This window comes from Kocuria coralli, assembly GCF_008831305.1.
Classification (GTDB): Bacteria; Actinomycetota; Actinomycetes; order Actinomycetales; family Micrococcaceae; genus Kocuria; species Kocuria coralli.
On record NZ_ML708612.1, the window covers coordinates 46,214 to 72,468 of the forward strand.

A 26,255-nucleotide genomic window follows, 5' to 3' on the forward strand; every position below is an offset into this window, starting at 1 on the left:
TGCTTCCTTTCCGCAGGGGGTGAAGTGCGCGACCCGCCCGCCGGTCGTCCTCACGGCGTGTCATGGGGGCACCGCACCAGCACCGCTCCACAGGCGGATCCTCAATAGGGTACCCCTCCCGCAGGAATCCGTGGGGCGGGCCGTGGACCGGAATCCGCGGGCAGTCTCCCGCGGGCGCCGCTACCAGGCCCCTAAAACCTCCTGATACGCGGCGGCGAGCTTGAACGGAGAGTGCACGCCCTCGCCCTGGGACCGCCGGAGGTCCGCCAGGTGCACCGTGGCCCCCATGGAGCCGGCCACCTCCTGGAGATGGTCCTGATCCTCCACCGAGGTGGGGTCGGCGACGACGGCGTCGATGTGCAGTTCCGGGGCGTGTTCGTGCAGGACCTGCAGTTCCTCGGCGCTGGTCTTGCCCTCGGTCTCGGTATCCCTGGACAGGTTCATGGTGATCACCCGCCGGCCCTCCGTGGCGCTCAGCGCCTGACGCAGCTCCGGCAGGAGCACATGGGGCAGGACGGAGGTATGCCAGGAGCCCGGTCCGAGGATCACGGCGTCCGCCGACTCGACGGCGTCCAGGGCCTGCTTGCACACGACAGCCCCCGGGGGCTGGAGACGGACGTTGCGGACGTAGGGCTCCTTGGCCAGGGCGGCCTGGCCGGTCACGGTGCGGACACCGGACTGCGCCGAATCGTCCGCCACGTCCCCTTCGATGATCAGCGGGGTGACCGACATGGGCAGCACCTGCCCCTGCGCCCTGAGCAGCGCACCGGCCCATCGCAGCCCTTCCACCGGATCGCCCAGCAGCTCCCACAGGGTGACGATCAGCAGGTTGCCGAGCGCGTGGCCCTCGAGCGGCGTGGACCGGTCCGGTGGCGATCCGAAGCGGTGCTGCATGACGTCGCGCCAGGTCATGCCCCAGTCCGAGTCGTCGCACAGCGCGGAGAGCGCCATCCGCAGGTCCCCCGGCGGGAGGACCCCGAGCTCCTCGCGCAGCCGGCCCGAGGAACCGCCGTCGTCGGCTACGGTCACGATCGCCGTGAGGTGACTGGTCAGCAGCCGCAGGGCGGACAACGACGCCGACAGGCCGTGGCCCCCGCCCAGCGCGACGACGGCCTTGCCCGTGCTGCGGTGGGGCCGGGTGGGCACGTCGTCGTTCTGGGCCCGACCTGCGCCGTGCTGTCCGGTCAGGGGCGGGGCCGGCGGGCCGGTGAGGAACGCCTCCGAGGCCGAGGTCCCGAGGTGGGGCCTGCTCCGCGTCAGGGGGTGAGGTTTCTCAGTCATGTCGGTTCCAGGTCTCCTTTGACCTCAGTGCCGGGGAGTCGGTGCCAGGGAGTCAGTGCCGGAGAGTACTGCCTGGATTATTCACGACCGATGTCCCGGTGCTCCACGTTGACGGTGACACGCGGGAGCTTGGAGAGCCTGCGGGCGACCTCCTCGGTGACCGCCACCGACCGGTGCTTCCCGCCGGTGCAGCCGATGGCGATCGTGGCGTAGTGCTTGTTCTCCGCGCGGTAGCCCTCGAACACGGGCTCGAGCATCGAGGTGAACCGTTCCACGAAGGACTGCGCGCCCTCGGACTTGAATACGTAGTCGCGTACCTCGATGTCCTTGCCGGTTCGCGGGCGCAGGGCGGGGACCCAGTGCGGGTTGGGGATGAACCGGACGTCCGCCACGTAGTTGGCGTCGGCGGGCACGCCGTACTTGAAGCCGAAACTCATGACCGTCAGCCGCAGTACGACCGGCCCGTCTGTCGTGTACAGGTCGGCCACGGCCTTGGACAGGGCGTGGACGTTGTACGACGACGTGTCCAGCACGATGTCGGCCGACTCGCGCAGGTCCCTGAGCAGATCCCGTTCGGCGCCGATGCCGTCGAGGATCCGTCCCCCCGCCTGCAGCGGGTGCGGGCGGCGCTGGTGCTCGTAGCGGGCCACCAGGACCTCGTCGGAGGCCTCCAGGAACAGGACGGAGAAGTCGACCCCGCTGGTCTCCAGCGCGGCGAGGGTCTCCTTCATATCGTTGAACAGGGCCTTGCCCCGGACGTCGATGACCACGGCCAGTCGCGGGATCGCCTCCGGAGTGCGCGCCACCAGGTCGGCGAGGGTCTGGAGCATCTGCGGGGGCAGGTTGTCGACGACGTACCACCCCTGATCCTCGAGCGCGTTGGCGGCGGTGGACCGGCCGGCCCCGGACATCCCGGTCACCACGAGCAGCTCGGACTTGCGCTGGGGCTGCGGCGTGTTCTCGCCGTTACCCGCGGCGGCGCCTCCCGTGCGGATCGCAGGGTCGGGGGACGGCGTGGCAGATCCGCGCTGATCGTCGTCTTGCGGGGTGTGCGTCATGTCTTCCTCCCGGCCGGTCCCTCACGGTCAGGGCAGCTCCCCGTCGGAGGCGGGTCGGCTGCCACGGTGATAAGCCTATCGGCACGGGCCGGGCCTCCGGGGGTTGTTCGCCGCGGGCGCGCCAGCATCCTCATCCTCGGCTCGGATGCGCTCGGGCTCAGTCCAGGATCTCGCCCGTGGTCATGTTGACCGTCAGTCCCCCGGCGTCCGCGGCGTCGTCACCGTCCGTGTCCTTGCCGTCGCGGTCCTGCTCCTGCAGGACCGCGACGACCTTGGCGGCCAGGGCCGGCCCGAAGCCGGGGACCTGCTCGATCTCCTCGACCCGGGCGGCGCGCAGCTTCTTGGCGGAGCCGAAATGCTTGAGCAGGGCCTTCTGCTTGGCCGGACCCACTCCGGGAAGATCGTCCAGGACCGAGGCGATCATCGACTTGCCCCTCTTGGAACGGTGGAACGTGATCGCGAACCGGTGGGCCTCGTCGCGCACCCGCTGCATGAGGTACAGCGCCTCGGAGGCCCGGGGCAGGATCACGGGGAAGTCGTCGTCGGGCACCCAGACCTCCTCGAGCCTCTTGGCCAGGCCGACGACGGCGATGTCGGTGACCCCCAGGTCGTCGAGCGCACGGGCCGCGGCGGCCACCTGCGGCGGCCCGCCGTCGACGACCACGAGGTTCGGCGGGTAGGCGAACCGCTTGCGCGCGGCGGAGTCCGTGCTGAGCTCCCCCGGTGCCAGCTCTCCCGTCCTGGGGCCGCCCCCGGCCTGCTGCTCCGCCTGCTGGGCGAGGTGGCGGCTGAAACGCCGGTGGATGACGTCGTACATCGAGGCGGTGTCGTCGCGGGCGGCCTCTCCCGTGATCGCGAACTTTCGGTATTCCGCCTTCCGCGGCAGCCCGTCCTCGAACACCACCATGGACGCCACGACATTGCTGCCCTGGACATGCGAGATGTCGTAGCACTCGATGCGCATGAGGGCGTCGGGCAGGTCCAGGGCCTCCTGCAACTGCTGCAACGACGCCGAACGGGTGGTGATGTCCCCGGCGCGGCGCGACTTGTGCAATGCCAATGCCTGCCTGGCGTTCTCCTGCACGGTCTCCATCAGATGGGCCTTCTCACCCCGCTGCGGGGTGCTGATGGTCACCTTGGACCCGCGCAGCTCGGTGAGCCACCGCTCGAGCTGCTCCGCGTTGCCGACCTCTCCCGAGACCAGCACCGTGCGCGGGATCAGATCCTCCCGGTAGTCGAGCTCGAGGCTGCGCGGACGGTGATGGGAGCCTCGTTCCTCCCGCGAGGCCTGCGCCCTCAGTTCGGCGCCGGAGACGTCGTCGGCGGTGCGCTCCCCGTAGACCTGCTGCAGCAGGGCCTCGAAGAGGTGCGGCCCGTCCGTGTCCTCGACCTTCTCCGTCACCCAGCCCCGCTGACCGCGGATCCGACCGCCACGGACGTGGAAGACCTGGACGGCCGCCTCGAGCTCGTCGTCGGCCAGCGCGAAGAAGTCGGCGTCGACGGCGTCGGAGAGCACCACGGAATTGCGCTCGAACGCCTTGCTCAGCGCTTCGACGTCGTCGCGCCGGGCGGCCGCCGTCTCGAAGTCCTGGACCGCCGCGGCCTGGCGCATCTGCTCCTCGAGGTCCCTGATGAAGCTCTCCGCGTGCCCGGACATGAACCGGCAGAGGTCCTCGGCCAGGGCGCGATGGTCTTCGACGGAGATCTGGCCCACGCACGGGGCGGAGCACTTGCCGATATAACCCAGCAGGCAGGGGCGGCCCGAGCGCTCCGCTCGTTTGTAGACGCCGGGCGAGCACGAACGGACCGGGAAGACCCTCAGCACGGCGTCCAGGGTCTCGCGGATGGCCCAGGCCTGCGAGTAGGGCCCGAAATAGCGGGTCCCCTTCTTCCGGGTTCCGCGCGTCACCAGCGCCCGCGGGACCTCCTCCCCCATGGTCACGGCCAGATAGGGATAGGACTTGTCGTCGCGATAGGCGATGTTGAAACGCGGCTGGAACTGCTTGATCCAGGTGTACTCGAGCTGCAGGGACTCCAGCTCCGTGCCCACGACCACCCATTCGACGCCGGCCGCCGTCGTCACCATGCTCCGGGTCTTGGGCGCCAGGGAATGCAGCGGCGCGAAATAGGACGAGAGCCGGTTGCGCAGGTTCTTGGCCTTGCCCACGTAGATGACCCGGCCCGTGGCGTCACGGAACCGGTAGACGCCGGGGCCCGTGGGAATGTCCCCACGGGCCGGGCGGTAGGTCGAGGGGTCAGCCACGGGCGGCGTCACGCTCCACGGAGGGCGGCTTGTTATAGGCGTCTGCCCGTTCCTGCCCGGACAGCGCGGCGATCCGGTCCATGACCAGCTCCACCAGTTCCCGGCGCTGCGCGCCGGTCTGCCGGCCGTCCACGCGGGTCACGGCGATCGGCTCGCCGATCTGGAGGTCGAACCTGCGGGGGATGATCACCTTGGAGCCGGGGCGCTGCATCCTCTCCGTGCCGCGCAGGGCCACGGGCACCACCGGCGCACCGGTGGACAGCGCCACGAAGGCCACCCCGGTACGCCCGCGGTAGAGCCTCCCGTCACGGGAACGGGTGCCCTCCGGGAACACCCCGAACGATCCGCCCTCGCCCAGGAGCTTGAGCGCGGGGTCCAGGGCCGCCACGGACTCGGTCTGACGCGAGCGGTCCACGGGGATGATGCCCAGGGCCTCGTAGACGAAGGACATCACCTTGCCCTTGATCCCGGGGGCGTTGGACAGGGAGGCCTTGGCGATGAACCCGACCCGGCGCGGCATCAGCGCGGAGACGATGATCCCGTCCATGAAGGACAGGTGGTTGGAGGCCACGATGACCGGCCCGGTCATCGGGAAGTTCTCCACCCCGGTGATCCGCGGCCGGCAGGTGACCCTCAGCAGGATCGCCACGGCCTTCTGCGCTGCTCGGTAGAGTTTCACTGCGCCCCCTCGAAAATGTCCTTGAGAAATACCCCTGTATGGCTGGCGGGGTTCTGGGCGACCTCTTCGGGAGTGCCCTCGGCCACCACGCGGCCACCGCCGGAACCGCCGTCGGGGCCCATGTCGATCACCCAGTCCGCGGTCTTGATCACGTCCAGGTTGTGCTCGATGGTCATCACCGAGTTCCCCTTGTCCACCAGGCCCTGCAGCACCTTGAGGAGCTTGTTGATGTCCTCGAAGTGCAACCCGGTGGTGGGTTCGTCCAGCACGTAGATGGTGTCACCGTGGGAGCGCTTCTGCAGCTCCGCGGCCAGCTTGACGCGCTGGGCCTCGCCGCCGGACAGGGTCGTGGCGGGCTGCCCCAGTCGTACGTAGCCCAGGCCGACGTCCACGAGGGTGTTCAGATGCCGGGCTATGGCCGTGTAGGCGGAGAAGAACTCCGCGGCCTCCTCGATCGGCATGTCCAGGACCTCGGCGATGGACTTCCCCTTGTAGTGGACGTCCAGGGTCTCCCGGTTGTAGCGGGCGCCCTTGCAGACCTCGCACGGCACGTAGACGTCGGGCAGGAAGTTCATCTCGATCTTCAGCGTGCCGTCGCCCGAGCAGGCCTCGCAGCGTCCGCCCTTGACGTTGAAGGAGAACCGGCCGGGCTGATAGCCGCGGATCTTGGCCTCCTGGGTGTCCGCGAAGAGCTTGCGGATCCGGTCGAAGACCCCCGAGTACGTGGCGGGGTTCGACCGCGGGGTGCGCCCGATCGGCGACTGGTCCACGTGCACGATCTTCTTGAGGTGGTCCGTGCCCTCGATGCGCTTGTGGCGCCCCGGCACCTGCTTGGCGCCGTTGAGCTCGTTGGCCAGCTTCGTGTACAGGATCTCGTTGACCAGCGACGACTTGCCGGAGCCGGAGACCCCCGTGACCGCCGTGAAGACCCCCAGCGGGAAGGTGACGTCGATGTTCTGGAGGTTGTTCTCCTGCGCGCCGACCACCCTGAGCACGCGCTTCGGGTCCACCGGGCGGCGCTGACGAGGAACGGGGATGACCTTCCGGCCGGCCAGGTAGTCCGAGGTGATGGAGTCCTGGTTGGCCAGCAGTTCCTGGTATCCGCCCGAGTGCACCACGCGGCCGCCGCGCTCACCGGCTCCGGGGCCGACGTCGACGATCCAGTCCGCCTCGCGGATGGTGTCCTCGTCGTGCTCGACCACGATGAGGGTGTTGCCCATGTCCCGCAGTTTGGTCAGCGTCTGGATCAGCCTCCGGTTGTCCCGCTGGTGCAGGCCGATCGAGGGTTCGTCCAGGACGTAGAGCACCCCCACCAGGCCGGCCCCGATCTGGGTGGCCAGACGGATGCGCTGGGCCTCACCGCCCGAGAGCGTGGCGGAGGCCCGTTGCAGGTTGAGGTAGTCCAGGCCGACATCCAGGAGGAACGTCAGCCGGGCCTCGATCTCCTTGAGCACCTGATCGGCGATCCTCGCCTCCCGGTCGGTCAGCTCCAGCCCCTGGAAGAAGGCCAGGGCCTCTCGCATCGGCAGCCCCGTGGCCTCGGCGATCGACAGGCCGCCCACCGTGACCCCCAGCATGGTGGGGTTCAGGCGCTGGCCGTGACAGGCAGGGCACGGGGTCTGCCGCATGTACTGCTCGTACCGGTCCTTGGCGTTCTCGGACTCGGTCTCCTCGTGCTTGCGCCGGATGTAGGTGTAGACGCCCTCGAAGCCCTGGGTGTACTTGCGTTCCCGGCCCCACCGGTTCGTATAGGCCACCGTCACCTTGTAGTCCTTGCCCTCGAGAAGGGCCTTCCGTCCGGCCGCCGGGAGGTCCTTCCACGGCGTCACCAGGTCGAAGCCGAGTTCCTCGCCCAGGCCGGCCATCAGCCTGTTCCAGTAGTCGCTCGTGGACTTACCGAGCGACCACGGCTGGATGGCGCCTTCCACCAGGCTCAGGTCCGGGTTCGGCACCACCAGGTGCTCGTCGACCTCGAGCCGGCTGCCGATGCCGTCGCATTCCGGGCAGGCGCCGAACGGGGCGTTGAAGGAGAACGCGCGGGGTTCGATCTCGTCGGTGCCCAGAGGATGCTCGTTGGGGCAGGCCAGGTGCTCCGAGAACGTCTGGCGCGGCTCCAGGTCCTGCGGGGCCTCCTCGCCGTCGCGCAGGACCAGCTCGACCACCACGCGCCCGTCCGCGAGCCCCAGGGCGGTCTCGACCGAGTCGGTCAGCCGCCGCTCGACGCCGTCCTTGATCACCAGACGGTCCACGACGACGTCGATGTCGTGCTTGTACTGCTTCTTGAGCTTGGGCGGGTCGTCCAGGGAGACCTGATCGCCGTCGACGATGGCGCGCGCGTAGCCCTGCTGGGTCAGCGAGCTGAAGAGGTCCGCGAACTCGCCCTTGCGCCGCCGCACCACGGGTGCCAGGACCTGGAAGCGCGTCCGGTCGGGCATGGTCAGGAGCCGGTCGACGATCTGCTGGGGGGTCTGCTTCTCGATCGGCTCGCCGCACACCGGGCAGTGGGGCCGGCCGACACGCGCCCACAGCAGGCGCATGTAGTCGTAGATCTCCGTGATGGTGCCCACGGTGGAACGAGGGTTCTTGGAGGTCGACTTCTGGTCGATCGACACCGCCGGGGAGAGGCCTTCGATGAAGTCCACGTCGGGCTTGTCCACCCGGCCCAGGAACATGCGCGCGTACGAGGAGAGGGACTCGACGTACCTGCGCTGGCCCTCCGCGAAGATCGTGTCGAAGGCCAGGGAGGACTTTCCGGAGCCCGACAGGCCGGTGAAGACCACCATGGCGTCGCGAGGGATGGTCAGGTCCACGTTGTGCAGGTTGTGCTCACGGGCACCCTGCACCACGATCTCGGTCAGATCACTGGGCACCGCGGCCTGGGCCACCGGCACGGAATCGGCGGGAGTAAGAGTTTGTTCGAGCACGCCCTCCAGCTTATCGCCGCACTCCGACACCGTGGCCCCCGGGGACTGCGCTACACGCGATCACGACGGTAGGCCAGCACCAGCCAGGCGATGTTGACCAGCACGCCCGCCAGCGGAACCACGCCGACCCGCCAGTTCCACAGGAACCCGGTGGTCGCCGAGAGGGCGAAGACCACCCCGCCGAGGATGCACAGCCCCGCCATCAGATGCAGGACGTAGGGGACCTTCCGCCACCAGAGCACCAGCGGAACGCCGTAGAGCAGCGCCAGCCCGCCCGCGGTGGCCCAGCCGGGCCCTGGCGACAGGCCCGCGCCGCCGTCGGGGGCGGAGCTGACGGCCGCCACGATCTCCGGGTCATGGGTCTGGACCCAGATGGTCGCCAGCAGCAGGACGTAGGAGGTCGCCGTGAGGAGTACCAGCCGCAGCGGCCGCCTCCGTTCCCATCCGGCATCGGCAGGTGGCAGGAGTCTGGGCATATCGCCTTCCATGGACGCGGGCTGAGGGGCGGGAGGACCGGACGGTACGGGCTTCGTGGCAGATCTTGACCGGTCAGGATGACCCTCGGCGTAAAAGTGAGTGGCCACATATGTCCTGGAGGTGAACAAAGGCTACGAACCGGCCTAGAATCATCGGCATGATCGTAACCGAGACGCAGACCATCGATCTGGCCGAGATCACGGTCCGTTCCATTCAGGTCAGCGACATGGCGAACAACGTCTACCTCCTGACCTCCAAGAAGCACGGCACCCAGGTGCTCATCGACGCCGCGGACGACCCCCGTGCCATCGCCGGGCTGGTGGGCGCCGGCTGCCACGACTGCACTCTCTCCGGCAGCCTGCAGATGATCATCACCACGCATTCCCACTGGGACCACGTGCGTGCCCTGGCCGAGGTGAAGTCCCGCTCCGAGGCGGTCACGGCCTGCGGTAGCGCCGACGAGGACGATATCGACGTGGCGATGGACCTGACGCTGGACCACGGCGATGTCGCCGAGTTCGACGGCTTCGACCTGGAGGTCATCGGCCTGCGGGGGCACACCCCGGGTTCGATCGCCCTGGTCTATCGCGACCCGCAGGGGCCGGCCCGCATCTTCACCGGCGACTCCCTGTTCCCCGGCGGCGTGGGCCGCACGGAGAGCAAGGAGGACTTCGAGGACCTCTACCACGACGTCGTGACCCGCATCTTCGATCGTTTCGACGACGACACCGTGATCTACCCCGGGCACGGCGACCCGACCACGCTGGGCGCGGAGCGTCCGCACCTGGAGGAATGGCGCGAACGCGGCTGGTGACTGAACCAGCACCCTGAATCTTCGTCGAAGGGCCCGCCCGGTGATCATGCCCGGGCGGGCCCTTTCGTACGGGCGCGGGTCTTCGCTGCGCACGGATGTCCGGCACCGCCGATAGGCTTTTCCCGATGTCACTCCTTGATGCTCTGGCCCCAGGCCTCCCCTCCCCCGGCCGCCACTACCTGCGCGGCGACTTCGCCCGTAACCCGCTGACCGACGACGAGGTCTTCGAGGGCTTCGTGGGCTGGGCCGCGCAACGGGGCATCGAGCTCTACCCCCACCAGGAAGAGGCCGTGCTGGAGGTCGCCAACGGCTCCAACGTCGTCCTGGCCACCCCCACCGGCTCGGGCAAGTCCATGGTCGCCCTGGCCGCCCACTACGCGGGGCTGGCCGACGGCAGACGGTCCTACTACACCGCCCCCATCAAGGCGCTGGTCTCGGAGAAGTTCTTCGCGCTGTGCGAGGCCTTCGGCGCCGAGAACGTGGGCATGGTCACCGGTGACTCCTCGGTCAACGCCGAGGCGCCGATCGTGTGCTGCACGGCGGAGATCCTGGCCAACATCGCGCTGCGCGAGGGAGCGGACGCCGACCTTGGCCCGGTCGTCATGGACGAGTTCCATTTCTACGCCGACCCCCAGCGCGGGTGGGCCTGGCAGGTCCCCCTGGTTGAGCTGCCCCAGGCCCAGTTCCTGCTCATGTCCGCGACCCTGGGCGACACCACCCGGATCGAGAAGCGCCTCACCGAGGTCACGGGGCGGGACACAGCGGTGGTCGACGACGCCGAGCGCCCCGTCCCCCTGAGCTACTACTACTCGGAGATCCCCGTCCACGAGCAGATCGAGGAGCTGGTCTCCACCCACCAGGCACCGGTCTACGTGGTTCACTTCTCCCAGCTGCAGGCCATGGACCAGGCCCAGAGCCTCATGAGCGTCAACGTGCTGAGCAAGGACGAGAAGGAGCGGGTGGCCCGGGTCATCGCGGACTTCAAGTTCGCGGCGGGTTTCGGCAAGACCCTCAACCGGCTGGTGCGCAGCGGCGTCGGCGTCCACCACGCGGGCATGCTGCCCAAGTACCGACGACTGGTCGAGCAACTGGCGCAGGACGGCCTGCTGAAGGTGATCTGCGGGACGGACACCCTGGGCGTGGGGATCAACGTGCCGATCCGGACGGTGCTCATCACCGCGCTGTCCAAGTTCGACGGCACCCGCACCCGGCGCCTGCAGGCACGGGAATTCCACCAGATCGCCGGACGGGCCGGACGGGCAGGGTTCGACACCCAGGGGACCGTCGTCGTTCAAGCGCCCGAGCACGACATCGAGAACCGCCGTGCCATGGAGAAGGCACGCCGCAAGCACGGCGACGATGAGAAGAAACTCCGTCAGATCCCCAGGAAGAAGCCGCCGCAGGGTTTCGTCTCCTGGTCCAGCAAGACCTTCGACGGCATCGTGGCCGCTGCGCCCGAGCCCTTGCGGTCGAGTTTCTCCGTCACGCACGCCATGCTGCTCAACCTCCTGCAGCGACCCGGGGACCCCGTGGCCGCCACGCTGCATCTGTTCGACGGACTCGAGGGAACTGCGGCGGATCGTCGGCGGTGGGTCCGCGAATCGCTGGGGATCCTCCGCGAGCTGCTGGCCACGGGAGTCGTGCAACGCCTCCCCCGCGCCGAGGCGGAGAGCACGGGGCGCCGTTACCGCCTGACCGTGGAGCTGCAGGAGAACTTCGCCCTCAACAACGCCCTCTCCCCCTTCGCCCTGGCCGCCCTGACCCTTCTGGACCCGGAGGCGGAGGGGTACGAGCTCGACGTCATCTCGATCATCGAGGCCACCCTGGAGCGTCCCCGCCAGGTGCTGGTCATGCAGGAGAAGAAGGCCAAGTCGGAGGCCCTGGCGCAGATGAAGGCGGACGGGCTGGAGTACAACGAGCGCATGCGTGAGCTCGACGAGATCACCTGGCCCATGCCCCTGCGCGAGCTCCTGGAGCAGGCTTTCGAGACCTACCGGAGTTCGGCGCCCTGGGTGGCCGAGCACGAGCTGACCCCAAAGTCGGTGGTCCGGGACATGTACGAGCGGGCCATGACCTTCGGGCAGTACGTGCAGTTCTACAGCCTGACCCGCTCCGAGGGCATCCTCCTGCGCTACCTGACCGACGCCTACCGCGCGCTGCGGCAGACGGTGCCGATCGAGCAGCGCACGGAAGCGCTCGAGGACATCATCGAATGGCTCGGCGAGACCATCCGGCAGACGGACAACTCCCTGCTGGACGAGTGGGAGAAGCTCGCCCGCGGCGAGGAGTCTCCCGCCGGCACCTCGCAGGACTCCCTGACGGAGCTCATGCAGGAGCAGGCTCCGGCGATCACCGGCAATCCCAGGGCCTTCCGGATCATGGTCCGCAACGCCCTCTTCCAGCGGGTCGAGCTGTTCGCCCAGGAGAAGGACAAGACGCTGGGCGCCCTGGACGGCGACACCGGATGGGACCGCGATCGATGGGCCCAGGCGATGGACGACTACTTCGAGGAGCACGACGATCTCTATACGGACGCCCAGTCCCGGGGGCCGTCGCTGATCCGCATCGACGAGAAGCCCGCGGGGCTTCCCGGCTACTGGACAGTCCAGCAGGTCTTCGACGATCCCGACGGCCATCACGACTACGGCATCAACGCCAGGATCGACCTGGCGGGCTCCGACGAGGACGGCTTCCCCGTGGTGCTGGTGGACAACGTCGGTCCGATCACGGAGACCGGGCGCACCGCATAGCCGAACGAAATGCGGTTATAGTTACATATAAACCCGATATGCAGCGGAGAGTGCATCAGGAGGTCGTATGCCCTACGTACTGACCGTGGACCGGCGAGCCTCCCGGCAGCAGTCCGGCAACCTCAAGATGGCCGAGCATCGGGACGCGCTCGAGGCCGAGCACCCCAAGCCGCTCCTGAGCTGGCAGGTATCGGCGGGAGACGAGCTCCAGGGGCTCTTCGCCGACGCCGGGCCCGCCGTCGCCGCTGCCCTGCAACTGGCCGAATCCGGCGACTGGCATGTCGGCCTGGGCGTCGGGGCCGTCGACACCCCGTTGCCGCAGACCGTCAACGAGGCGACCGGCAGCGCGTTCGTCTCCGCCCGCGAGGCCGTGGAAGCGGCCAAGACCGCCACCGCGGCAGCGGCGGTGAGGGGTGCCGACGGCGGCGTCCGCAGCGACCAATCGGATGCTCTGATGGCTCTCCTGGCCTCCATCCGGCGCAGGCGCACCCCGACCTCGAGGCAGGCCGCGGCCTATGCCGACCGGGGACTGACCCAGCAGCGCATCGCGGACGTGCTGGAGATCAAGCAGTCCTCGGTCTCCAGGCGCCTCTCCACTGCTCTGTGGCACGAGGAGCGGGCTGCCCGCGACGTCCTGATCCAGCTCCTGCGCGAGGCGGACGAGGTGCATCTTGCCGGCTCCTGACGTCCAAGAATCCAGCGCACCCGGTGCCCGCGGCTCCCTGACCGGCTGGCGCGGTGCGCTGACCGTGTGGCTTCCAGCGGCGCTCACGGCGATCACCGGGCTCTGGGCCGTCATCGCCCCTCCCGTACCGGCATGGTGGCTGGGGCCGGCTGTGGTCGCCGTCGTGGCGCTGTCCGGGGATCCCGTCATCCGCCTGATCCTCCACCTCGCCCGTGACGCCGAGGCCCAGCGCACCGCCAGACGGCAGGCCATGACCTCCAGGACGCCTCAGCCGCCGCTGGCCGGCACCCAGCTCGAGCAGCGGGAACAGGTCCCGGAGCCCCTCGGTCCCCCGCTCCGGGGCGGCCTGATCATCGGAGTCCTCGAGCGCCTCGCTGTGGTGATCTGCCTGGCCCTGGGGTATCCGAACGGCGTGGCGATCGTCATCGCCGTCAAGGGGCTGGCCCGCTACGGGGAGTTCACGAACGCCCATCAGCGCGAGCAGTTCATCATCGGCACGCTGGCGTCCCTGCTGTGGGCGGCCGCCGGCGCGGGCGTGATCGTGCTGGCCGCCTAGGCCTGCCAAGAGCGGAAACCCGCCTCGGACACAGCGGTGGCCCGCTCCTGGGAGGAGCGGGCCACCACATGTCTTGAAGCCGCCGATCCGGCTCAGCCGGCGTCAGGCCGGTCGGTCACGAGTCACTCCTTCTCGGGCAGCTTCTCCGGTTCCGGGGCTTCGCCCGTGCGCTCGAAGTGCTCGTGCTTGCCTCGTGCCCTGGCCAGCAGGCTGCGGAACTCGGCCTCTTCCTCGATCAGCTCGTCCTGGTACTTCTGGGGCACGTTCGGCATCCGTGCGGCGAACTTGGCACCCTTGGCCGCCAGGCGCTCGCGATCCTCCGCCGGAGCGTCCTGGGGCAGCGTCACGTAGGCCTCGGCGACGTTGCGCACGCCGGAGATGACGCGCAGCGCCCGGCCCTTGGGGCTGTAGAGCGAGAGCAGGACGGTGACCACCAGGACACCCACGATCACGGTGAGCGACTGGCTGATCGTGACCTCCGGCGGGAAGTGCACGGGCTGGCCGCCGTTGATGAAGCCCAGATCGTTCTCGTGCAGGGCGTGCACGATCAGCTTGTACCCGATGAAGCCCAGGATGATCGCCAGGCCCCACGACAGGTAGATCAGGCGATCCAGGAGACCGTCGATCAGGAAGTACAGCTGTCGCAGACCCATCAGGGAGAACGCCACCGCGGTGAACACCAGGTAGGTCTCCTGGGTCAGGCCGAAGATCGCGGGGATGGAGTCGAAGGCGAACAGGATGTCCGTGCCGCCGATGGCCACCATCACCAGCAGCATCGGGGTCATGGCCCGCTTGCCGTTCTCGATGGTGAACAGCTTGTCGCCGTCGTAGTAGTCCGTCGTGTGCATGAAGCGCTTGGCGGTACGGACGATGAAGTTGTTCGCCTCGTCCTCCTCGTCCTTGTGCTTCAGTTCACCCTTGATGAGGTTCACGGCGGTGAAGATGAGGAAGATGCCGAAGATGTAGAACAACCAGGCCAGGGCGTTCAGCGCGGCCGCGCCCACGAAGATGAAGGCGGTGCGGGCCACCAGGGCGAAGGTGATGCCGAAGAGCAGCACTTTCTGCTGGTCCTCGCGCGGTACCTTGAAGGAGGCGATGATGATCAGGAAGACGAAGAGGTTGTCGACCGACAGCGCCTTCTCGGTGATGTAGCCGGCGTAGTACTCACCGGCGAAGGTGCCTCCCCACTCCCACAGCACGAACAGGCCGAAGAGCAAGGCCGCGCCCACGTAGATCGCCGACCAGATGGCGGCTTCCTTGATGTGCGGCTCGTGCGCCTTGCGCACGTGGAAGAAGTAGTCGAAGGCGAGCATTCCGAGGATCACCGCGATGGTGACCGTCCAGACCAAAGGTGATACTTCCACAGAAGCGTCCTCTCCAAGCGGGGTATGGTTCGAGAACGCAAGTCTCTCCGCCAGTGACCCCGCCGCCCGTCGACTGCTCGACGGTGGTGTGACCGGCCGTTGTGCCCGGCGGGACCCTCACGGGCCCTGCGTGTTGACGTTCACAACGCGAGTGGATACTCCCTTACGCTGCGCAATATCGTACACGGCCCGTCACCGGCATGAAGGATCACGAGCCGGCAGCGTCCCTCACGTGACGCAATTCGCGTTTGAGATCCGCCAATTCGTCCCGGATCCGCGCCGCCAGCTCGAACTTGAGATCCGCGGCGGCCTGGTTCATCTGCTCCGTCAGCTGGAGCACCAGGTCCTCCAGATTCTCCGCCGGGGCGGTGTCGAGACCGTCCTCGCGCATGCGCTGGCCCGCCCGCTCCACCACGGAGCGATCGGCGCTCTTGGGGGGCGCCGTCTTCCCGCTGGCCGCCGCGCGGGTGGCCAGCAGCTCATGGGTGTCCTCGGCCTCCCGGGCCAGCTGGTCCGTGATGTCGGCGATGCGCTTGCGCAGCGGTTGCGGATCGACGCCGTGCTCCTTGTTGAAGTCGACCTGCACCTGGCGGCGGCGGTTGGTCTCGTCGATGGCCGTCTGCATGGAGTCGGTGATCTTATCCGCGTACATGTGGACCTGGCCGTTGACGTTGCGGGCGGCGCGGCCGATGGTCTGGATCAGGGACGTGGTGGATCTCAGGAAACCCTCCTTGTCCGCGTCCAGGATGGAGACCAGCGAGACCTCCGGCAGGTCGAGCCCTTCACGCAGGAGGTTGATCCCCACCAGGACGTCGAACACCCCCTGGCGCAGCTCGCTCAGCAGTTCGACGCGACGCAGGGTGTCGACGTCGGAGTGCAGGTACTGGACCTTGACGCCGTGCTCCATCAGGTAGTCGGTGAGGTCCTCGGCCATGCGCTTGGTCAACGTGGTCACCAGCACGCGCTCGTCGCGCTCGACCCTGGTGTTGATCTCGTCCAGCAGGTCGTCGATCTGACCCCGGGTGGGCTTGACCACCACCTCCGGATCGACCAGGCCCGTGGGCCGGATGATCTGCTCGACGTAGCCGTCGGCCTTGCCGAGCTCGTACGATCCGGGGGTGGCCGAGAGATAGACCGTCTGACCGATCCGTTCGAGGAACTCGTCCCACTTCAGCGGACGGTTGTCCATGGCCGAGGGCAGCCTGAACCCGTGCTCCACCAGGGTCCGCTTGCGAGACATGTCGCCCTCGTACATGCCGCCGATCTGCGGGACGGTGACATGGGATTCGTCGATCACCAGCAGGAAATCGTCGGGGAAGTAGTCCAGCAGGCAGTGCGGAGCCGATCCCGGGCCCCGCCCGTCGATGTGCCGGGAGTAGTTCTCGATCCCGTTGCAGTAGCCCATCTGCTGCATCATCTCGAGGTCGTAGGTGGTGCGCATCCGCAGGCGCTGAGCCTCGACCAGCTTGTTCTGGCTCTCCAGAGCCTCGAGGCGCTCACGCAGTTCGTCCTCGATACCGGTCACGGCCTTGGCCATGCGCTCCGCACCGGCGACGTAGTGGGAGGCCGGGAAGACGTACATCTCCTCCTCGTCCCGGATGACCTCCCCGGTGAGGGGGTGCAGGGTGTAGATCGCCTCGACCTCGTCCCCGAAGAACTCGATCCGGATCGCGTGCTCCTCGTACATGGGGATGATCTCGACCGTGTCACCGCGGACCCTGAAGGTGCCGCGGTGGAAGTCGACGTCGTTGCGCGCGTACTGCATGTTCACGAACTGCCGCAGGAGGTCGTCGCGATCCCTCTCCTCCCCCACGCGCAGGGTCACCATCTGCTGGATGTACTCCTCCGGCGTCCCCAGGCCGTAGATGCACGACACGGTCGAGACCACCACGACGTCGCGCCGCGTCAGCAGCGCGTTGGTCGCCGAGTGCCGCAGCCGCTCGACCTCCTCGTTGATCGAGGAGTCCTTCTCGATGAAGGTATCCGTCTGCGGCACGTAGGCCTCAGGCTGGTAGTAGTCGTAGTAGGAGACGAAGTACTCCACCGCGTTGTGCGGCAGCAGTTCCCGCAGCTCGTTGGCCAGCTGGGCGGCGAGGGTCTTGTTCTGCACCATGAGCAGCGTGGGCCGCTGCACGGATTCGATGAGCCAGGCCGCGGTGGCCGACTTGCCGGTACCGGTGGCGCCCAGCAGCACGATGTCCTTCTCGCCGTCGTTGACGCGCTGAGTCAGCTCCGCAATGGCCTTGGGCTGGTCGCCCGCGGGCTTGTACTCGGATACGACCTCGAACGGTGCGACGACGCGGTGGATCTCCTGTGCCAGGCTCATGCGTCAAGCCTACGCCGGGGGTCAGACACCCCCGTTGCGCTGCCGGTACGCCTTGACCATCTCGGGCTGGTCGGGATGCTCCAGAGGCGCCGCATTCTCCGGCTCCGAGCCCTGGATGTGATCGGGCGCGACCACCTCGTCGGTCAAGGCGCCGGTGTCCGCCCGCCGTTCGTACTCCTCGGGCGGCAGGGTCCTTCGCCACTGCCGGCTGCGGATCACGCCGACCTCCCCGGCGTCCTCCCGCATCGCCCGCAGCAGGGACCACATCATGAAATACCCCAGCACGAAGAACGGCAGTCCGATCAGGATCGCCACGTTCTCCAGCGCCGTCAGGCCCGTCTGCCCGGTGGCCGTCAGCAGGACGGCCGCCACCACGCCGATGGCCACGACCCAGAACACCCGCTGATGCCGCGGCGCCGCGTCGTCGTAGCCGCTGGCCATCGAATCCATGACCAGGCCCGCGGAGTCCATCGAGGTGATGAAGAACAGCGTCACGATCAGGATGCCGACGGCGGACATGACGGCGGCCCACGGGAAGTGCCCCAGCAGTTCGAACATGGCGCCGGGGATGTCGCCCTGGCCCACCACGGTCTCCACCAGGCCGCCCTCACCGTTGAGCTCGACGTCGAAGACGGCCGTCCCGAAGATCCCGAACCATACGACCGAGAACAGGGTCGGGAAGGCCAGGACGCCGATGACGAACTGGCGGATGGAACGCCCCCGCGAGATCCGGGCGATGAAGATGCCCACGAACGGCGACCACGTGATCGTCCAGGCCCAGTAGAACACCGTCCAGCCGTCCTGCCAGCCGGTGTCGGCCAGGGTGTCGTTCCAGAACATCAGGCCGGGAAGGCTGGACAGATAGGCTCCCGCCCACTCGACCATGCCCTTGAGCAGCATGACCGTGGGCCCCGAGATGAGGATGAAGACCAGCAGTCCCACCGCGATCAGGATGTTCGTGTTGGAGAGCACCTTGATCCCCCGGTTCACCCCGAGCGCCGCCGAGATGGAGGCGACGATGGTGACGGCGGCGATGATGCCGATCTGGCTGATCGCCGACTCCGAGATCCCGAACAGCCTGGCCAGGCCCGCGTTGATCTGCAGCGTCCCCAGCCCGATGGACACGGCGACACCCGTCAGGGTGCCCACCAGGGCCAGGATGTCGATGATCTTCCCCGGGGCGCCGTGGATCTTCGCGCCGAGCAGAGGCTGGAACATGGACGAGACCCGCGGCGGCAGGTTCCGCTTGTACATGAAGTATCCGAAGGCCAGGGCGGGAAGGGTGAAGATCGTCCAGGTGTGCAACCCGAAATGGTAGAGGGTGATCGACATCGCGTTCGTCGCCGCTTCCCGGCTCTCCGGCTCCACGCCCTCGAACGGGGGCTCGGCGAAATGCGAGACGGGTTCGGCCACCGCCCAGAACATCAGGATCGTGCCGATACCGGCGGCGAACAGCATGGCGAACCATGCGACATTCGAGTGCTCAGGGCGTTCGTCGTCGCTGCCGAGCCGCAGCCCGCCGAATCGGCTGAGGGCCACGTAACCCAGGAAGATCAGGAAGACGGAGACACCCAGGATGTAGAACCAGCCCAGGTTGTGCATCACCCACCCCGCGCCCCCGGCGAAGAAGGCGTCGGCGGCGTCGGTGAAGAACACGGCGGTGACGACGAAGAAGATCACCACCGCGGCGGCTCCGAAGAAGATTGCCGGATTCGTGCGGAGTCTCAGGGCATCGTGCAATCTTTTGAGCATGAGGATTCCTCGACCCGCCGGAGTCGTGGCGCCACGGTCATCCGGCAAGCGCTAGGTCGTGGTGGAGGGTGTTCAGGCGGCATCGCATGACGTCGGTCAACGCGCGCCTCAGCGCCCCTTCAACCTTAAGCAAACTGCCGATGAGTGCAATTTCCGACCCGCAACGCCGCTCTGACGTGCGGCTTCATCTTCGGGCCACCCCGCGGTATCCGCCGAGAGCGCCCTTAGAGGCGCGGCTCCCCCACCCGGCGACGCCACCACTCGTCCACCGCGTCGACGAGCTCTTCGGTGGTGCCGTCGTTGATCAGAAGATCGTCGGCCGCCACACGACGTTGCGCGTCGGTGGCCTGGGCGTCGATGCGGGCGGCGGCCTCCGCCTCCGCCATGCCCCGGCGCTGCACCATCCGCTGGATCCTCAGCTCCCTCGGGGCTTCGACCACGAGCACCAGATCGAAGTCGCCCGCCTGACCGGTCTCGACGAGCAGGGGGATGTCGTGGACGAACACCACGTCCTCCCCCCGTTCGGCGAGGGTCTTCTGCACCAGGTCCGTGGACTGCTGCCGGACGAGCGGGTGGATGACGGCATTGAGGCGGGCCCTCGCCGCGTCGTCGTCGAACACGACCGCGCCCAGCGCCTGACGGTCGAGGTCACCGGCCGCGGTCAGCATCCTGGGGCCGAATTCGGCCACGATGGCCTCCAGGCCGGCCTGGCCGGGGGCCTGCAACTGCCGCACGATCGCGTCGGAGTCGATCAGTACCGCGCCGAGGTCCACGAGGCGGGCCGCGACCACCGACTTGCCCGCTGCGATTCCGCCCGTCAGTCCGATACGCATCATGCGCCCAGACTACCCAGCCACGGGCGCCGGCTGCGAAGCAGCGTCGAGGGCCGGTCGTCCCTAGACTCGGCACATGCCCCAGCGATACACGGTCCTGCAGCCGGATCAGGAGATACGTCACGAGATCGAGATCAAGAGGTCCCGGTTCCTCGCCGTACTCCGCCGCGTGAATACGGAGGAGGAGGCTGCGGCGATGCTGGCGGGGCTCCGCCGGGAGTTCCACGACGCACGGCACCACTGCTCGGCCTGGTTGGTCGGCCCCGATCGCACGGTGCAGAGATCCTCGGACGACGGCGAACCCTCCGGTACCGCCGGGATGCCCATGCTCGAGGCCATGAGCCTCCGCCGCACCCGCGTGGACGACTCCGGGCAGGAGGTGAGCGACCTGTCTGATCTCTGCGCCGTCGTCGTGCGCTGGTTCGGAGGCACCCTGCTGGGTGCGGGCGGCCTGGTGCGCGCCTACTCCGACGCGGTCTCGCAGGCCCTGGGGCAGGCCACTATGCTCCAGCGCGCCCGGGTGCAGGTCTTCGCTGTGGCTGCGCCCCTGGCAGACGGGGCCCGATGGGAGAACGAGCTGCGCTCGGCGGGGACGGCCGTGCTGGGAACGGACTGGTCGGCCACGGGTGCGACCTTGCGGATCGCCGCCGCCGACACGCCTGAAGATATTGAGAAGCTCCGCGCGCACCTGGCCGAGCTCACGGCGGGGGCGGCCAGGCCCGAGCCGATCGCGACCGAATGGGTCGACCTCCCGGCTCCGTTGCGCTGACAGCCGCCGAGGCCGGTGCAAGGCGGACCCGAAAAGGGGAAGACCCCCCGCTCTACGAGCGAGGGGTCTTCGAGGTGACCGATCAGAGGATCAGTTACCGGGATCAGTTACCGGTGAGCTTCTCACGCAGGGCGGCCAGGGCCTCGTCGGAGGCCAGGGTGCCCTCGTCATCGGCGGGTGCCTCCGAGGAGTAGGAAGCCGGAGCGGCGGCAGGAGCCACGCCTGCGCCTGCGACGGCGGCCTCGGCATCCTCGTTGAGGTGACGGCGCACCTGCTCCTTGTGGGCTTCCCAACGGGTCTGGGCATCCGCGTACTGCTGCTCCCAGGCGGCGCGCTGCTCCTCGAAACCTTCGATCCACTCGTTGGTCTCGGGGTCGAAGCCCTCGGGGTACTTGTAGTTGCCCTCGTCGTCGTACTCCGCGGCCATGCCGTACTGAGCGGGATCGAACTCGGTGGAATCCGGGTCCACGCCCTCGTTGGCCTGCTTGAGCGACAGGGAGATGCGGCGGCGGTCCAGGTCGATGTCGATGACCTTGACGAACAGGTCCTCACCGACGGAGACGACCTGGTCAGCCAGATCGACGTGACGCTGAGCCAGCTCGGAGATGTGCACCAGGCCCTCGATGCCGTCCTCGACGCGGACGAACGCACCGAACGGAACCAGCTTGGTGACCTTGCCCGGCACGACCTGGCCCAGGGCGTGGGTCCGGGCGAAGAGCTGCCACGGATCCTCCTGGGTGGCCTTCAGCGACAGGGAGACGCGCTCGCGGTCCATGTCGACGTCCAGGACCTCGACCTTGACCTCCTGGCCGACCTCGACGACCTCGCCCGGGTGGTCGATGTGCTTCCAGGACAGCTCGGAGACGTGCACCAGGCCGTCGACGCCGCCCAGGTCCACGAAGGCACCGAAGTTGACGATCGAGGAGACGTGGCCGGAACGGACCTGGCCCTTCTCCAGCTTGTTGAGGAAGTCGGAGCGGACCTCGGACTGGGTCTGCTCGAGCCACGCACGGCGGGAGAGCACCACGTTGTTGCGGTTCTTGTCCAGCTCGATGATCTTGGCCTCGAGCTTCTGGCCGATGTAGGGGGCCAGGTCGCGCACGCGGCGCATCTCGACCAGCGAGGCGGGGAGGAAGCCGCGCAGCCCGATATCGATGATCAGACCACCCTTGACAACCTCGATGACGGTGCCGGTGACGACGCCGTCCTCTTCCTTGACCTTCTCGATGTCGCCCCAGGCGCGCTCGTACTGGGCGCGCTTCTTGGACAGGATCAGACGGCCTTCTTTGTCCTCCTTGGTGAGGACCAGGGCTTCGACGTCATCGCCCACGGCAACGACCTCGTCGGGGTCGATGTCGTGCTTGATGGACAGCTCGCGGGACGGGATGACACCTTCGGTCTTGTAGCCGATGTCGAGGAGGACCTCGTCGCGGTCAACCTTGACAACAGTGCCTTCCACCAGATCGCCGTCGTTGAAGTACTTGATGGTCGCATCGACAGCTGCGAGGAACTCGTCCTCCGAGCCGATGTCGTTGACGGCAACCTGCGGGGTGGTGGTGGTCATGTAGTAGGGACTCCGATGGGATTGAAAATGGTCAGTGTGAAGCATCCGTGAGGCACAGCCCCGTGGACGCTTCGACTTCTTTGGACGACGCGCGCAGAACGCACGCCCGTACATTTTAGACATCGTGGCGGCATGGAATCAACAGCGAGGCCGCAGGTGTCGGGCGGAACGCCTGGGTTCGTGTGCCGGCGGCCGTCAGTGGGCGGCGGCGTTCCAGTCCGGGCCGACCCCCACGTTGACCTCCAGGGGGACGGACAGCTCGATGGCCCCGCCCATCTCGGTCCGCAGGATCTCGCTGATCGTCTCGACCTCACCGGGGGCCGCCTCGACGACGAGCTCGTCGTGCACCTGCATCAGCACTCGTGAGCGCAGGTTCTGCTCCTTGAGCGCGCGATCCACCCTGATCATCGCCTTCTTGATGATGTCCGCGGCGGATCCCTGGATGGGGGCGTTGAGGGCCATGCGCTCGGCGGCCTGGCGCAGCTGCCGGTTGTCGCTGGAGAGATCCGGCAGGTACCGGCGACGTCCGTCGATGGTCGCGGTGTAACCCTTCTCACGGGCCTCGTCCACGACCCCGCGCAGGAAGTCGCGGACTCCGCCGAAACGCTTGAAGTAGTCGGACATCATGGTCCGCGCCTCATCCACGGAGATGTTCAGCTGCTGGGACAGCCCGTAGGAGCTCAGGCCGTAGACCAGGCCGTAGCTCATGGCCTTGACCTTGGAGCGCATCTCCGGGGTGACCTCCTGCGGCTCCACGCCGAAGACCTTCGAGCCCACGTAGCGGTGCAGGTCCTCCCCCGCACGGAAGGCCTCGATCAGCCCCTCGTCGTCGGACAGGTGGGCCATGACCCGCATCTCGACCTGGGAGTAGTCGGCGGTGACCAGGGACTCGAAGGGCCCGTCCGCGTCGGAGCCCACGACGAACGCGGCGCGGATCCGCCGCCCCTCCTCGGTGCGCACCGGGATGTTCTGCAGGTTCGGGTCCGTCGACGACAGACGTCCCGTGGCGGCGACGGTCTGCTGATAGTCGGTGTGGATCCGGTCGTCGTCCTTGATGGCGGCACGCAGGCCCTGGACGATCTGCTTGAGCTTGGTGGTGTCCCGCCACCGGCGCAGGGCGAGCAGGAACTGCGCCCCCGGCGAGTCGAGGTCCACCTTGGTCAGAAGCTCCTCGAGCGCCGCGGCGGAGGTGGTGTAACCGGTCTTGATCTTCTTGGTCGGCGGCAGCCCGAGGGTATCGAACAGGACCGTCTGGAGCTGTTTCGTGGACCCCAGGTTCACCTCGGGCTCGCCCTCCTCGCGCGGGACCAGCGCCTGGGCGGCGTCCCACGCCTGGCGGATGGGACCTTCCAGGTTCTCGATCAGGGTGTCGATGCGACCGCGGTCGACCGCCACGCCCGTGAGTTCCATCTGTCCCAGGACCTTGGCCAGGGGGAGGTCCATCTCGGCCAGCAGCGCGCTCTGCCCGTCGGCTTCGAGCCGGGAGCGCAGGAAGGACGACAGCTGCAGGGAGGCGATGGCCAGCTCCGCCTCCCGGAGGGCCACGGCGGGGTCGGTGCGGGGTCCTTCGCCCCCGGTGTCCGCGACGTCGAGGGCCAGCTGGCCGTCTTTACCCACCGATGCGGACTCCTCGAGCTCCGGCACCTCGATGTCCAGATGCTGGGCGAGCAGCGGCTCGAGATCGTAATGCCGCCGGGCCGGCTCGATCAGGTAGGCCGAGAGCGCGACGTCGTCCACGGCGCCCTGGAAGTCGATCCCGCGCAGGGCCAGGGACTTCCACAGGTCCTTGAGGCCGACGACCACCTTCGGTGCCGAGGGCTCGCCGAGCCACGCGGTCAGCACCCCGTCCAGGTCGGCATCCGCTCCCACGAGGTCCACGAGGACCGCCGTGGCAGGGGCCCCCTCCGAACCCTCGCGGGCGAGCAGCAGCTCCGTGACCTCGCGTCCGCCGGGCTGCGGGGCGTCGTCGTCATGGCGGACCGGGCGGACCGCGGTCTCCTGCCCCTCCCCGGCGTCCAGCCAGGTGCTCAGCTCCTCCGCGGTCAGGACGCCCTGCACCGCTTCGAGGCCGGAGGCGGCGGCCGACGGGCCGGCGTCCTCCTCCGAGAAGGCGTCGAACACCCGCCCCCGGAGCCCGGATCCGAAGTCCAGTTCGTCGAACAGGGCGTTGACGGCCTCCTGGTCCGGGGTGGGCAGCACGGCGTCCTCGAGCGCCAGCTCCAGGTCCAGGCCGGTCTCCAGCCTGTTCAGCTTGCGGTTCCTGCGCACCAGCTCCAGGTTCTCCCGGAGGGCGTCGCCCTTCTTGCCGGTGATCTTCGCGGCGTTAGCCAGCACCGACTCGACATCGCCGTAGGCCTCGATCCACTTCGCCGCGAACCCCGGTCCCACGCCGGGCACCCCCGGGAGGTTGTCGGCCTGCTCCCCCGTTAGGGCGGCCAGGTCGGGATAGTGGGCCGGCGGCACCTTGTACTTCTCCATGATGGCCGCGGCGTCCATGAGCTTGAGGTCCGACGGCGTCCGGCCCGGGTAGACCACGGTCACGTGCTCGCCGACCATCTGGAACGCGTCGCGGTCGCCGGAGAAGACCAGGACCTCGAAGTCCTCGTCGGCTCCGCGCCTGGCCAGCGTGGCGAGGACGTCGTCGGCCTCGTAGCCCTCCTTGGTCACGACCGGTACGCCCAGGGCCTCCAGAATGGCCTGGATGCGGGGCACCTGGCCGTGAAAGGCCTCGGGGGTCTCGTCGCGGCCGCCCTTGTACTCCTCGTACTCCTGCGACCTCAGCGTCGGTCCGTCCAGGTCGAAGGAGACCACCAGGTGGGTGGGCTTCTGCTCGCGCACCATCTTGGTCATGGTGTTCAGGAATCCGTAGACGGCCTCGGTGTGCTCACCGCTGTCGGTGACGAAGGCCGGGCCGTTGCCGTACTCCGCGGCACGCGAGAGGGCGAAGAAGGCCCTGAAGGCCAGCGAGTGGCCGTCGACCAGCAGCAGGCGCCGCTCGGGGCGCGAGACGGGGGCCGGAAGCTCGATCTCCTGGGGGTGATCGGTTTTCGATCCGATGACGACGACGGCTGGCTGGGAGTTGCTCTGATCGCTCACGCCCCCATCCTAGGGGTGCCCGCCGACAGGCCGGATCCGGCCCGGGGCGCCAGCGGGCACCCGACCCGGCTCAGGACACCTGATTGAGGATGGCCTCGGCGACCTCGCGCATGGACAGGCGGCGGTCCATGGAGGTCTTCTGGATCCAGCGGAAGGCCTCGGGCTCGGTCAGGCCCATCTTGGTGATCAGCAGGGACTTGGCCCTCTCGACCAGCTTGCGGGTCTCGAACTGATCCTTCATCTCGGAGACCTCGTCCTCCAGCGAGACGATCTCCTCGAAGCGCGACAGGGCGATCTCGATGGCGGGGACCAGGTCGGCCGCCGTGTAGGGCTTGACCACGTAGGCCATCGCGCCGGCCTCACGGGCGCGCTCGATCAGCTCCTTCTGGCTGAACGCCGTGAGCAGCACCACGGGTGCGATCCGCTCGGAGGCGATCTCCTCGGCCGCGGTGATCCCGTCCAGCACGGGCATCTTGACGTCCATCAGCACCAGGTCGGGCTCCAGCTCCTTCGCGAGCTCCACGGCGCGCCGGCCGTTGTCGGCCTCGCCCACGACCTCGTAGCCCTCGCCCTCGAGCATCTCGATCACGTCCATGCGGATCAGGGACTCGTCCTCGGCCACGAGGACCCGGCGGCGTGCGCCGAAGGACTCCGGTGCCCCCACGCCCTTCATGGTCTCGGCCTGGCTGACGTCGACCGTCGTTTCGGCGCTGCCGCCTGCGGACTCCTCCGCCGTGGTCGGGACGGGCTGCTGCTGGTCTGATCGACCGGGGGTCTGACTCACTGTTGATACTCCTCGACGCTGTGGGTTCGACGCTGTGGATCGCTGGCTTCCAGGGTACAACCGGATGTGGGGTAGACTTCCGCGGGTGCCTGGCCCAAGTGGCGGAATTGGCAGACGCGCCGCACTCAAAATGCGGTTCTACGGAGTGTGGGTTCGAGTCCCACCTTGGGCACCGAGTCAGTCCTCCTGAGTCGCGACATCGTTCACGAACGGTGTCGCGACTTCGTCATTTTCAGACCGCGATCATCGTTTTCCCGCCGAGAAGCGAGTTGGACCGCCC

Annotated in this window: 18 protein-coding genes and 1 tRNA gene; 6 read left to right on the forward strand and 13 right to left on the reverse strand. The window is 68.1% G+C overall.

Going from position 1 to position 26,255, the window contains the following annotated elements; all coding sequences use genetic code 11:
• Positions 1-180: 180 nt before the first annotated feature.
• The 6 genes from FCK90_RS03505 to FCK90_RS03530 form a co-directional block, all read right to left on the reverse strand.
• Positions 181-1,281, reverse strand: coding sequence for a gluconeogenesis factor YvcK family protein (locus FCK90_RS03505; RefSeq protein ID WP_158032914.1), 1,101 nt, complete (start codon positions 1,279-1,281; stop codon positions 181-183).
• Between the two features lie 77 nt (positions 1,282-1,358).
• The gene (gene rapZ / locus FCK90_RS03510; RefSeq protein ID WP_158032915.1) at positions 1,359-2,339 is read right to left on the reverse strand and encodes an RNase adapter RapZ; all 981 of its coding nucleotides are present in this window, start codon (positions 2,337-2,339) and stop codon (positions 1,359-1,361) included.
• 157 nt (positions 2,340-2,496) lie between these two features.
• The gene (uvrC, locus tag FCK90_RS03515) at positions 2,497-4,602 is read right to left on the reverse strand and encodes an excinuclease ABC subunit UvrC (protein WP_158032916.1); all 2,106 of its coding nucleotides are present in this window, start codon (positions 4,600-4,602) and stop codon (positions 2,497-2,499) included.
• Complete coding sequence (locus FCK90_RS03520) at positions 4,595-5,281, reverse strand: lysophospholipid acyltransferase family protein (RefSeq protein WP_158032917.1); 687 nt, start codon at positions 5,279-5,281, stop codon at positions 4,595-4,597. Before FCK90_RS03520 ends, uvrC begins: the two co-directional genes overlap by 8 nt.
• Positions 5,278-8,205, reverse strand: coding sequence for an excinuclease ABC subunit UvrA (uvrA, locus tag FCK90_RS03525; RefSeq protein ID WP_158032918.1), 2,928 nt, complete (start codon positions 8,203-8,205; stop codon positions 5,278-5,280). The genes FCK90_RS03520 and uvrA overlap by 4 nt, the downstream gene beginning before the upstream one ends.
• Before the next feature lie 50 nt (positions 8,206-8,255).
• On the reverse strand, positions 8,256-8,681 hold the full coding sequence (locus tag FCK90_RS03530) for a hypothetical protein (protein WP_158032919.1): 426 nt from the start codon (positions 8,679-8,681) through the stop codon (positions 8,256-8,258).
• A 158-nt stretch (positions 8,682-8,839) separates the two neighbouring features.
• Between FCK90_RS03530 and FCK90_RS03535 the strand changes: the two genes are divergently transcribed.
• The 4 genes from FCK90_RS03535 (at position 8,840) to FCK90_RS03550 (ending at position 13,487) form a co-directional block, all read left to right on the forward strand.
• Positions 8,840-9,496 carry an MBL fold metallo-hydrolase gene (locus tag FCK90_RS03535; RefSeq protein WP_158032920.1) on the forward strand — a complete coding sequence of 219 codons (657 nt, stop codon included), beginning with the start codon at positions 8,840-8,842 and terminating at the stop codon, positions 9,494-9,496.
• A 125-nt stretch (positions 9,497-9,621) separates the two neighbouring features.
• Positions 9,622-12,246 carry a DEAD/DEAH box helicase gene (locus tag FCK90_RS03540; protein WP_158032921.1) on the forward strand — a complete coding sequence of 875 codons (2,625 nt, stop codon included), beginning with the start codon at positions 9,622-9,624 and terminating at the stop codon, positions 12,244-12,246.
• A gap of 67 nt (positions 12,247-12,313) precedes the next feature.
• The gene (locus FCK90_RS03545) at positions 12,314-12,931 is read left to right on the forward strand and encodes a transcriptional regulator (protein ID WP_181954179.1); all 618 of its coding nucleotides are present in this window, start codon (positions 12,314-12,316) and stop codon (positions 12,929-12,931) included.
• Entirely contained in the window at positions 12,918-13,487 is a 570-nt protein-coding gene (locus FCK90_RS03550; RefSeq protein ID WP_158032922.1) for a hypothetical protein, read from the forward strand. The genes FCK90_RS03545 and FCK90_RS03550 overlap by 14 nt, the downstream gene beginning before the upstream one ends.
• Positions 13,488-13,609: 122 nt before the next feature.
• On the opposite strand, the gene FCK90_RS03555 is transcribed toward FCK90_RS03550, so the two are convergent.
• The 4 genes from FCK90_RS03555 to coaE form a co-directional block, all read right to left on the reverse strand.
• Positions 13,610-14,851: a TerC family protein gene (locus FCK90_RS03555; RefSeq protein WP_158032923.1), complete on the reverse strand. Its 1,242-nt coding sequence runs from the start codon at positions 14,849-14,851 to the stop codon at positions 13,610-13,612.
• Positions 14,852-15,059: 208 nt separating this feature from the next.
• Entirely contained in the window at positions 15,060-17,177 is a 2,118-nt protein-coding gene (gene uvrB, locus FCK90_RS03560; RefSeq protein WP_158032924.1) for an excinuclease ABC subunit UvrB, read from the reverse strand.
• A gap of 21 nt (positions 17,178-17,198) precedes the next feature.
• The gene (locus FCK90_RS03565) at positions 17,199-18,929 is read right to left on the reverse strand and encodes a BCCT family transporter (RefSeq protein ID WP_158032925.1); all 1,731 of its coding nucleotides are present in this window, start codon (positions 18,927-18,929) and stop codon (positions 17,199-17,201) included.
• 224 nt (positions 18,930-19,153) lie between these two features.
• Positions 19,154-19,765: a dephospho-CoA kinase gene (coaE, locus tag FCK90_RS03570; protein WP_158032926.1), complete on the reverse strand. Its 612-nt coding sequence runs from the start codon at positions 19,763-19,765 to the stop codon at positions 19,154-19,156.
• Between the two features lie 73 nt (positions 19,766-19,838).
• On the opposite strand from coaE, the gene FCK90_RS03575 reads away from it, so the two are divergent.
• Positions 19,839-20,531: an IMPACT family protein gene (locus tag FCK90_RS03575; protein WP_158032927.1), complete on the forward strand. Its 693-nt coding sequence runs from the start codon at positions 19,839-19,841 to the stop codon at positions 20,529-20,531.
• 103 nt (positions 20,532-20,634) lie between these two features.
• On the opposite strand, the gene rpsA is transcribed toward FCK90_RS03575, so the two are convergent.
• The 3 genes from rpsA to FCK90_RS03590 all read right to left on the reverse strand — a co-directional run bounded on the left by rpsA (position 20,635) and on the right by FCK90_RS03590 (position 25,864).
• The gene (rpsA, locus tag FCK90_RS03580) at positions 20,635-22,095 is read right to left on the reverse strand and encodes a 30S ribosomal protein S1 (protein WP_158032928.1); all 1,461 of its coding nucleotides are present in this window, start codon (positions 22,093-22,095) and stop codon (positions 20,635-20,637) included.
• Between the two features lie 195 nt (positions 22,096-22,290).
• On the reverse strand, positions 22,291-25,191 hold the full coding sequence (gene polA, locus FCK90_RS03585; RefSeq protein WP_158032929.1) for a DNA polymerase I: 2,901 nt from the start codon (positions 25,189-25,191) through the stop codon (positions 22,291-22,293).
• A 70-nt stretch (positions 25,192-25,261) separates the two neighbouring features.
• Positions 25,262-25,864, reverse strand: coding sequence for an ANTAR domain-containing response regulator (locus FCK90_RS03590; RefSeq protein ID WP_158033062.1), 603 nt, complete (start codon positions 25,862-25,864; stop codon positions 25,262-25,264).
• Between the two features lie 203 nt (positions 25,865-26,067).
• Between FCK90_RS03590 and FCK90_RS03595 the strand changes: the two genes are divergently transcribed.
• Positions 26,068-26,147 (forward strand) — tRNA-Leu (locus FCK90_RS03595).
• The last annotated feature ends 108 nt before the right edge of the window (positions 26,148-26,255 follow it).

What these genes read in the sequence shown, in the direction of transcription:
- FCK90_RS03545 (WP_181954179.1), top strand. Translation starts at nt 12,314, where the DNA reads ATGCCCTACGTACTGACCGTGGACCGGCGAGCCTCCCGGCAGCAGTCC.
- rpsA (WP_158032928.1), bottom strand. Translation starts at nt 22,095, where the DNA reads ATGACCACCACCACCCCGCAGGTTGCCGTCAACGACATCGGCTCGGAG.
- rapZ (WP_158032915.1), bottom strand. Translation starts at nt 2,339, where the DNA reads ATGACGCACACCCCGCAAGACGACGATCAGCGCGGATCTGCCACGCCG.
- FCK90_RS03505 (WP_158032914.1), bottom strand. Translation starts at nt 1,281, where the DNA reads ATGACTGAGAAACCTCACCCCCTGACGCGGAGCAGGCCCCACCTCGGG.
- coaE (WP_158032926.1), bottom strand. Translation starts at nt 19,765, where the DNA reads ATGATGCGTATCGGACTGACGGGCGGAATCGCAGCGGGCAAGTCGGTG.
- FCK90_RS03590 (WP_158033062.1), bottom strand. Translation starts at nt 25,864, where the DNA reads ATGAAGGGCGTGGGGGCACCGGAGTCCTTCGGCGCACGCCGCCGGGTC.
- FCK90_RS03530 (WP_158032919.1), bottom strand. Translation starts at nt 8,681, where the DNA reads ATGCCCAGACTCCTGCCACCTGCCGATGCCGGATGGGAACGGAGGCGG.
- FCK90_RS03565 (WP_158032925.1), bottom strand. Translation starts at nt 18,929, where the DNA reads ATGCTCAAAAGATTGCACGATGCCCTGAGACTCCGCACGAATCCGGCA.
- FCK90_RS03535 (WP_158032920.1), top strand. Translation starts at nt 8,840, where the DNA reads ATGATCGTAACCGAGACGCAGACCATCGATCTGGCCGAGATCACGGTC.
- FCK90_RS03540 (WP_158032921.1), top strand. Translation starts at nt 9,622, where the DNA reads ATGTCACTCCTTGATGCTCTGGCCCCAGGCCTCCCCTCCCCCGGCCGC.
- uvrB (WP_158032924.1), bottom strand. Translation starts at nt 17,177, where the DNA reads ATGAGCCTGGCACAGGAGATCCACCGCGTCGTCGCACCGTTCGAGGTC.
- FCK90_RS03575 (WP_158032927.1), top strand. Translation starts at nt 19,839, where the DNA reads ATGCCCCAGCGATACACGGTCCTGCAGCCGGATCAGGAGATACGTCAC.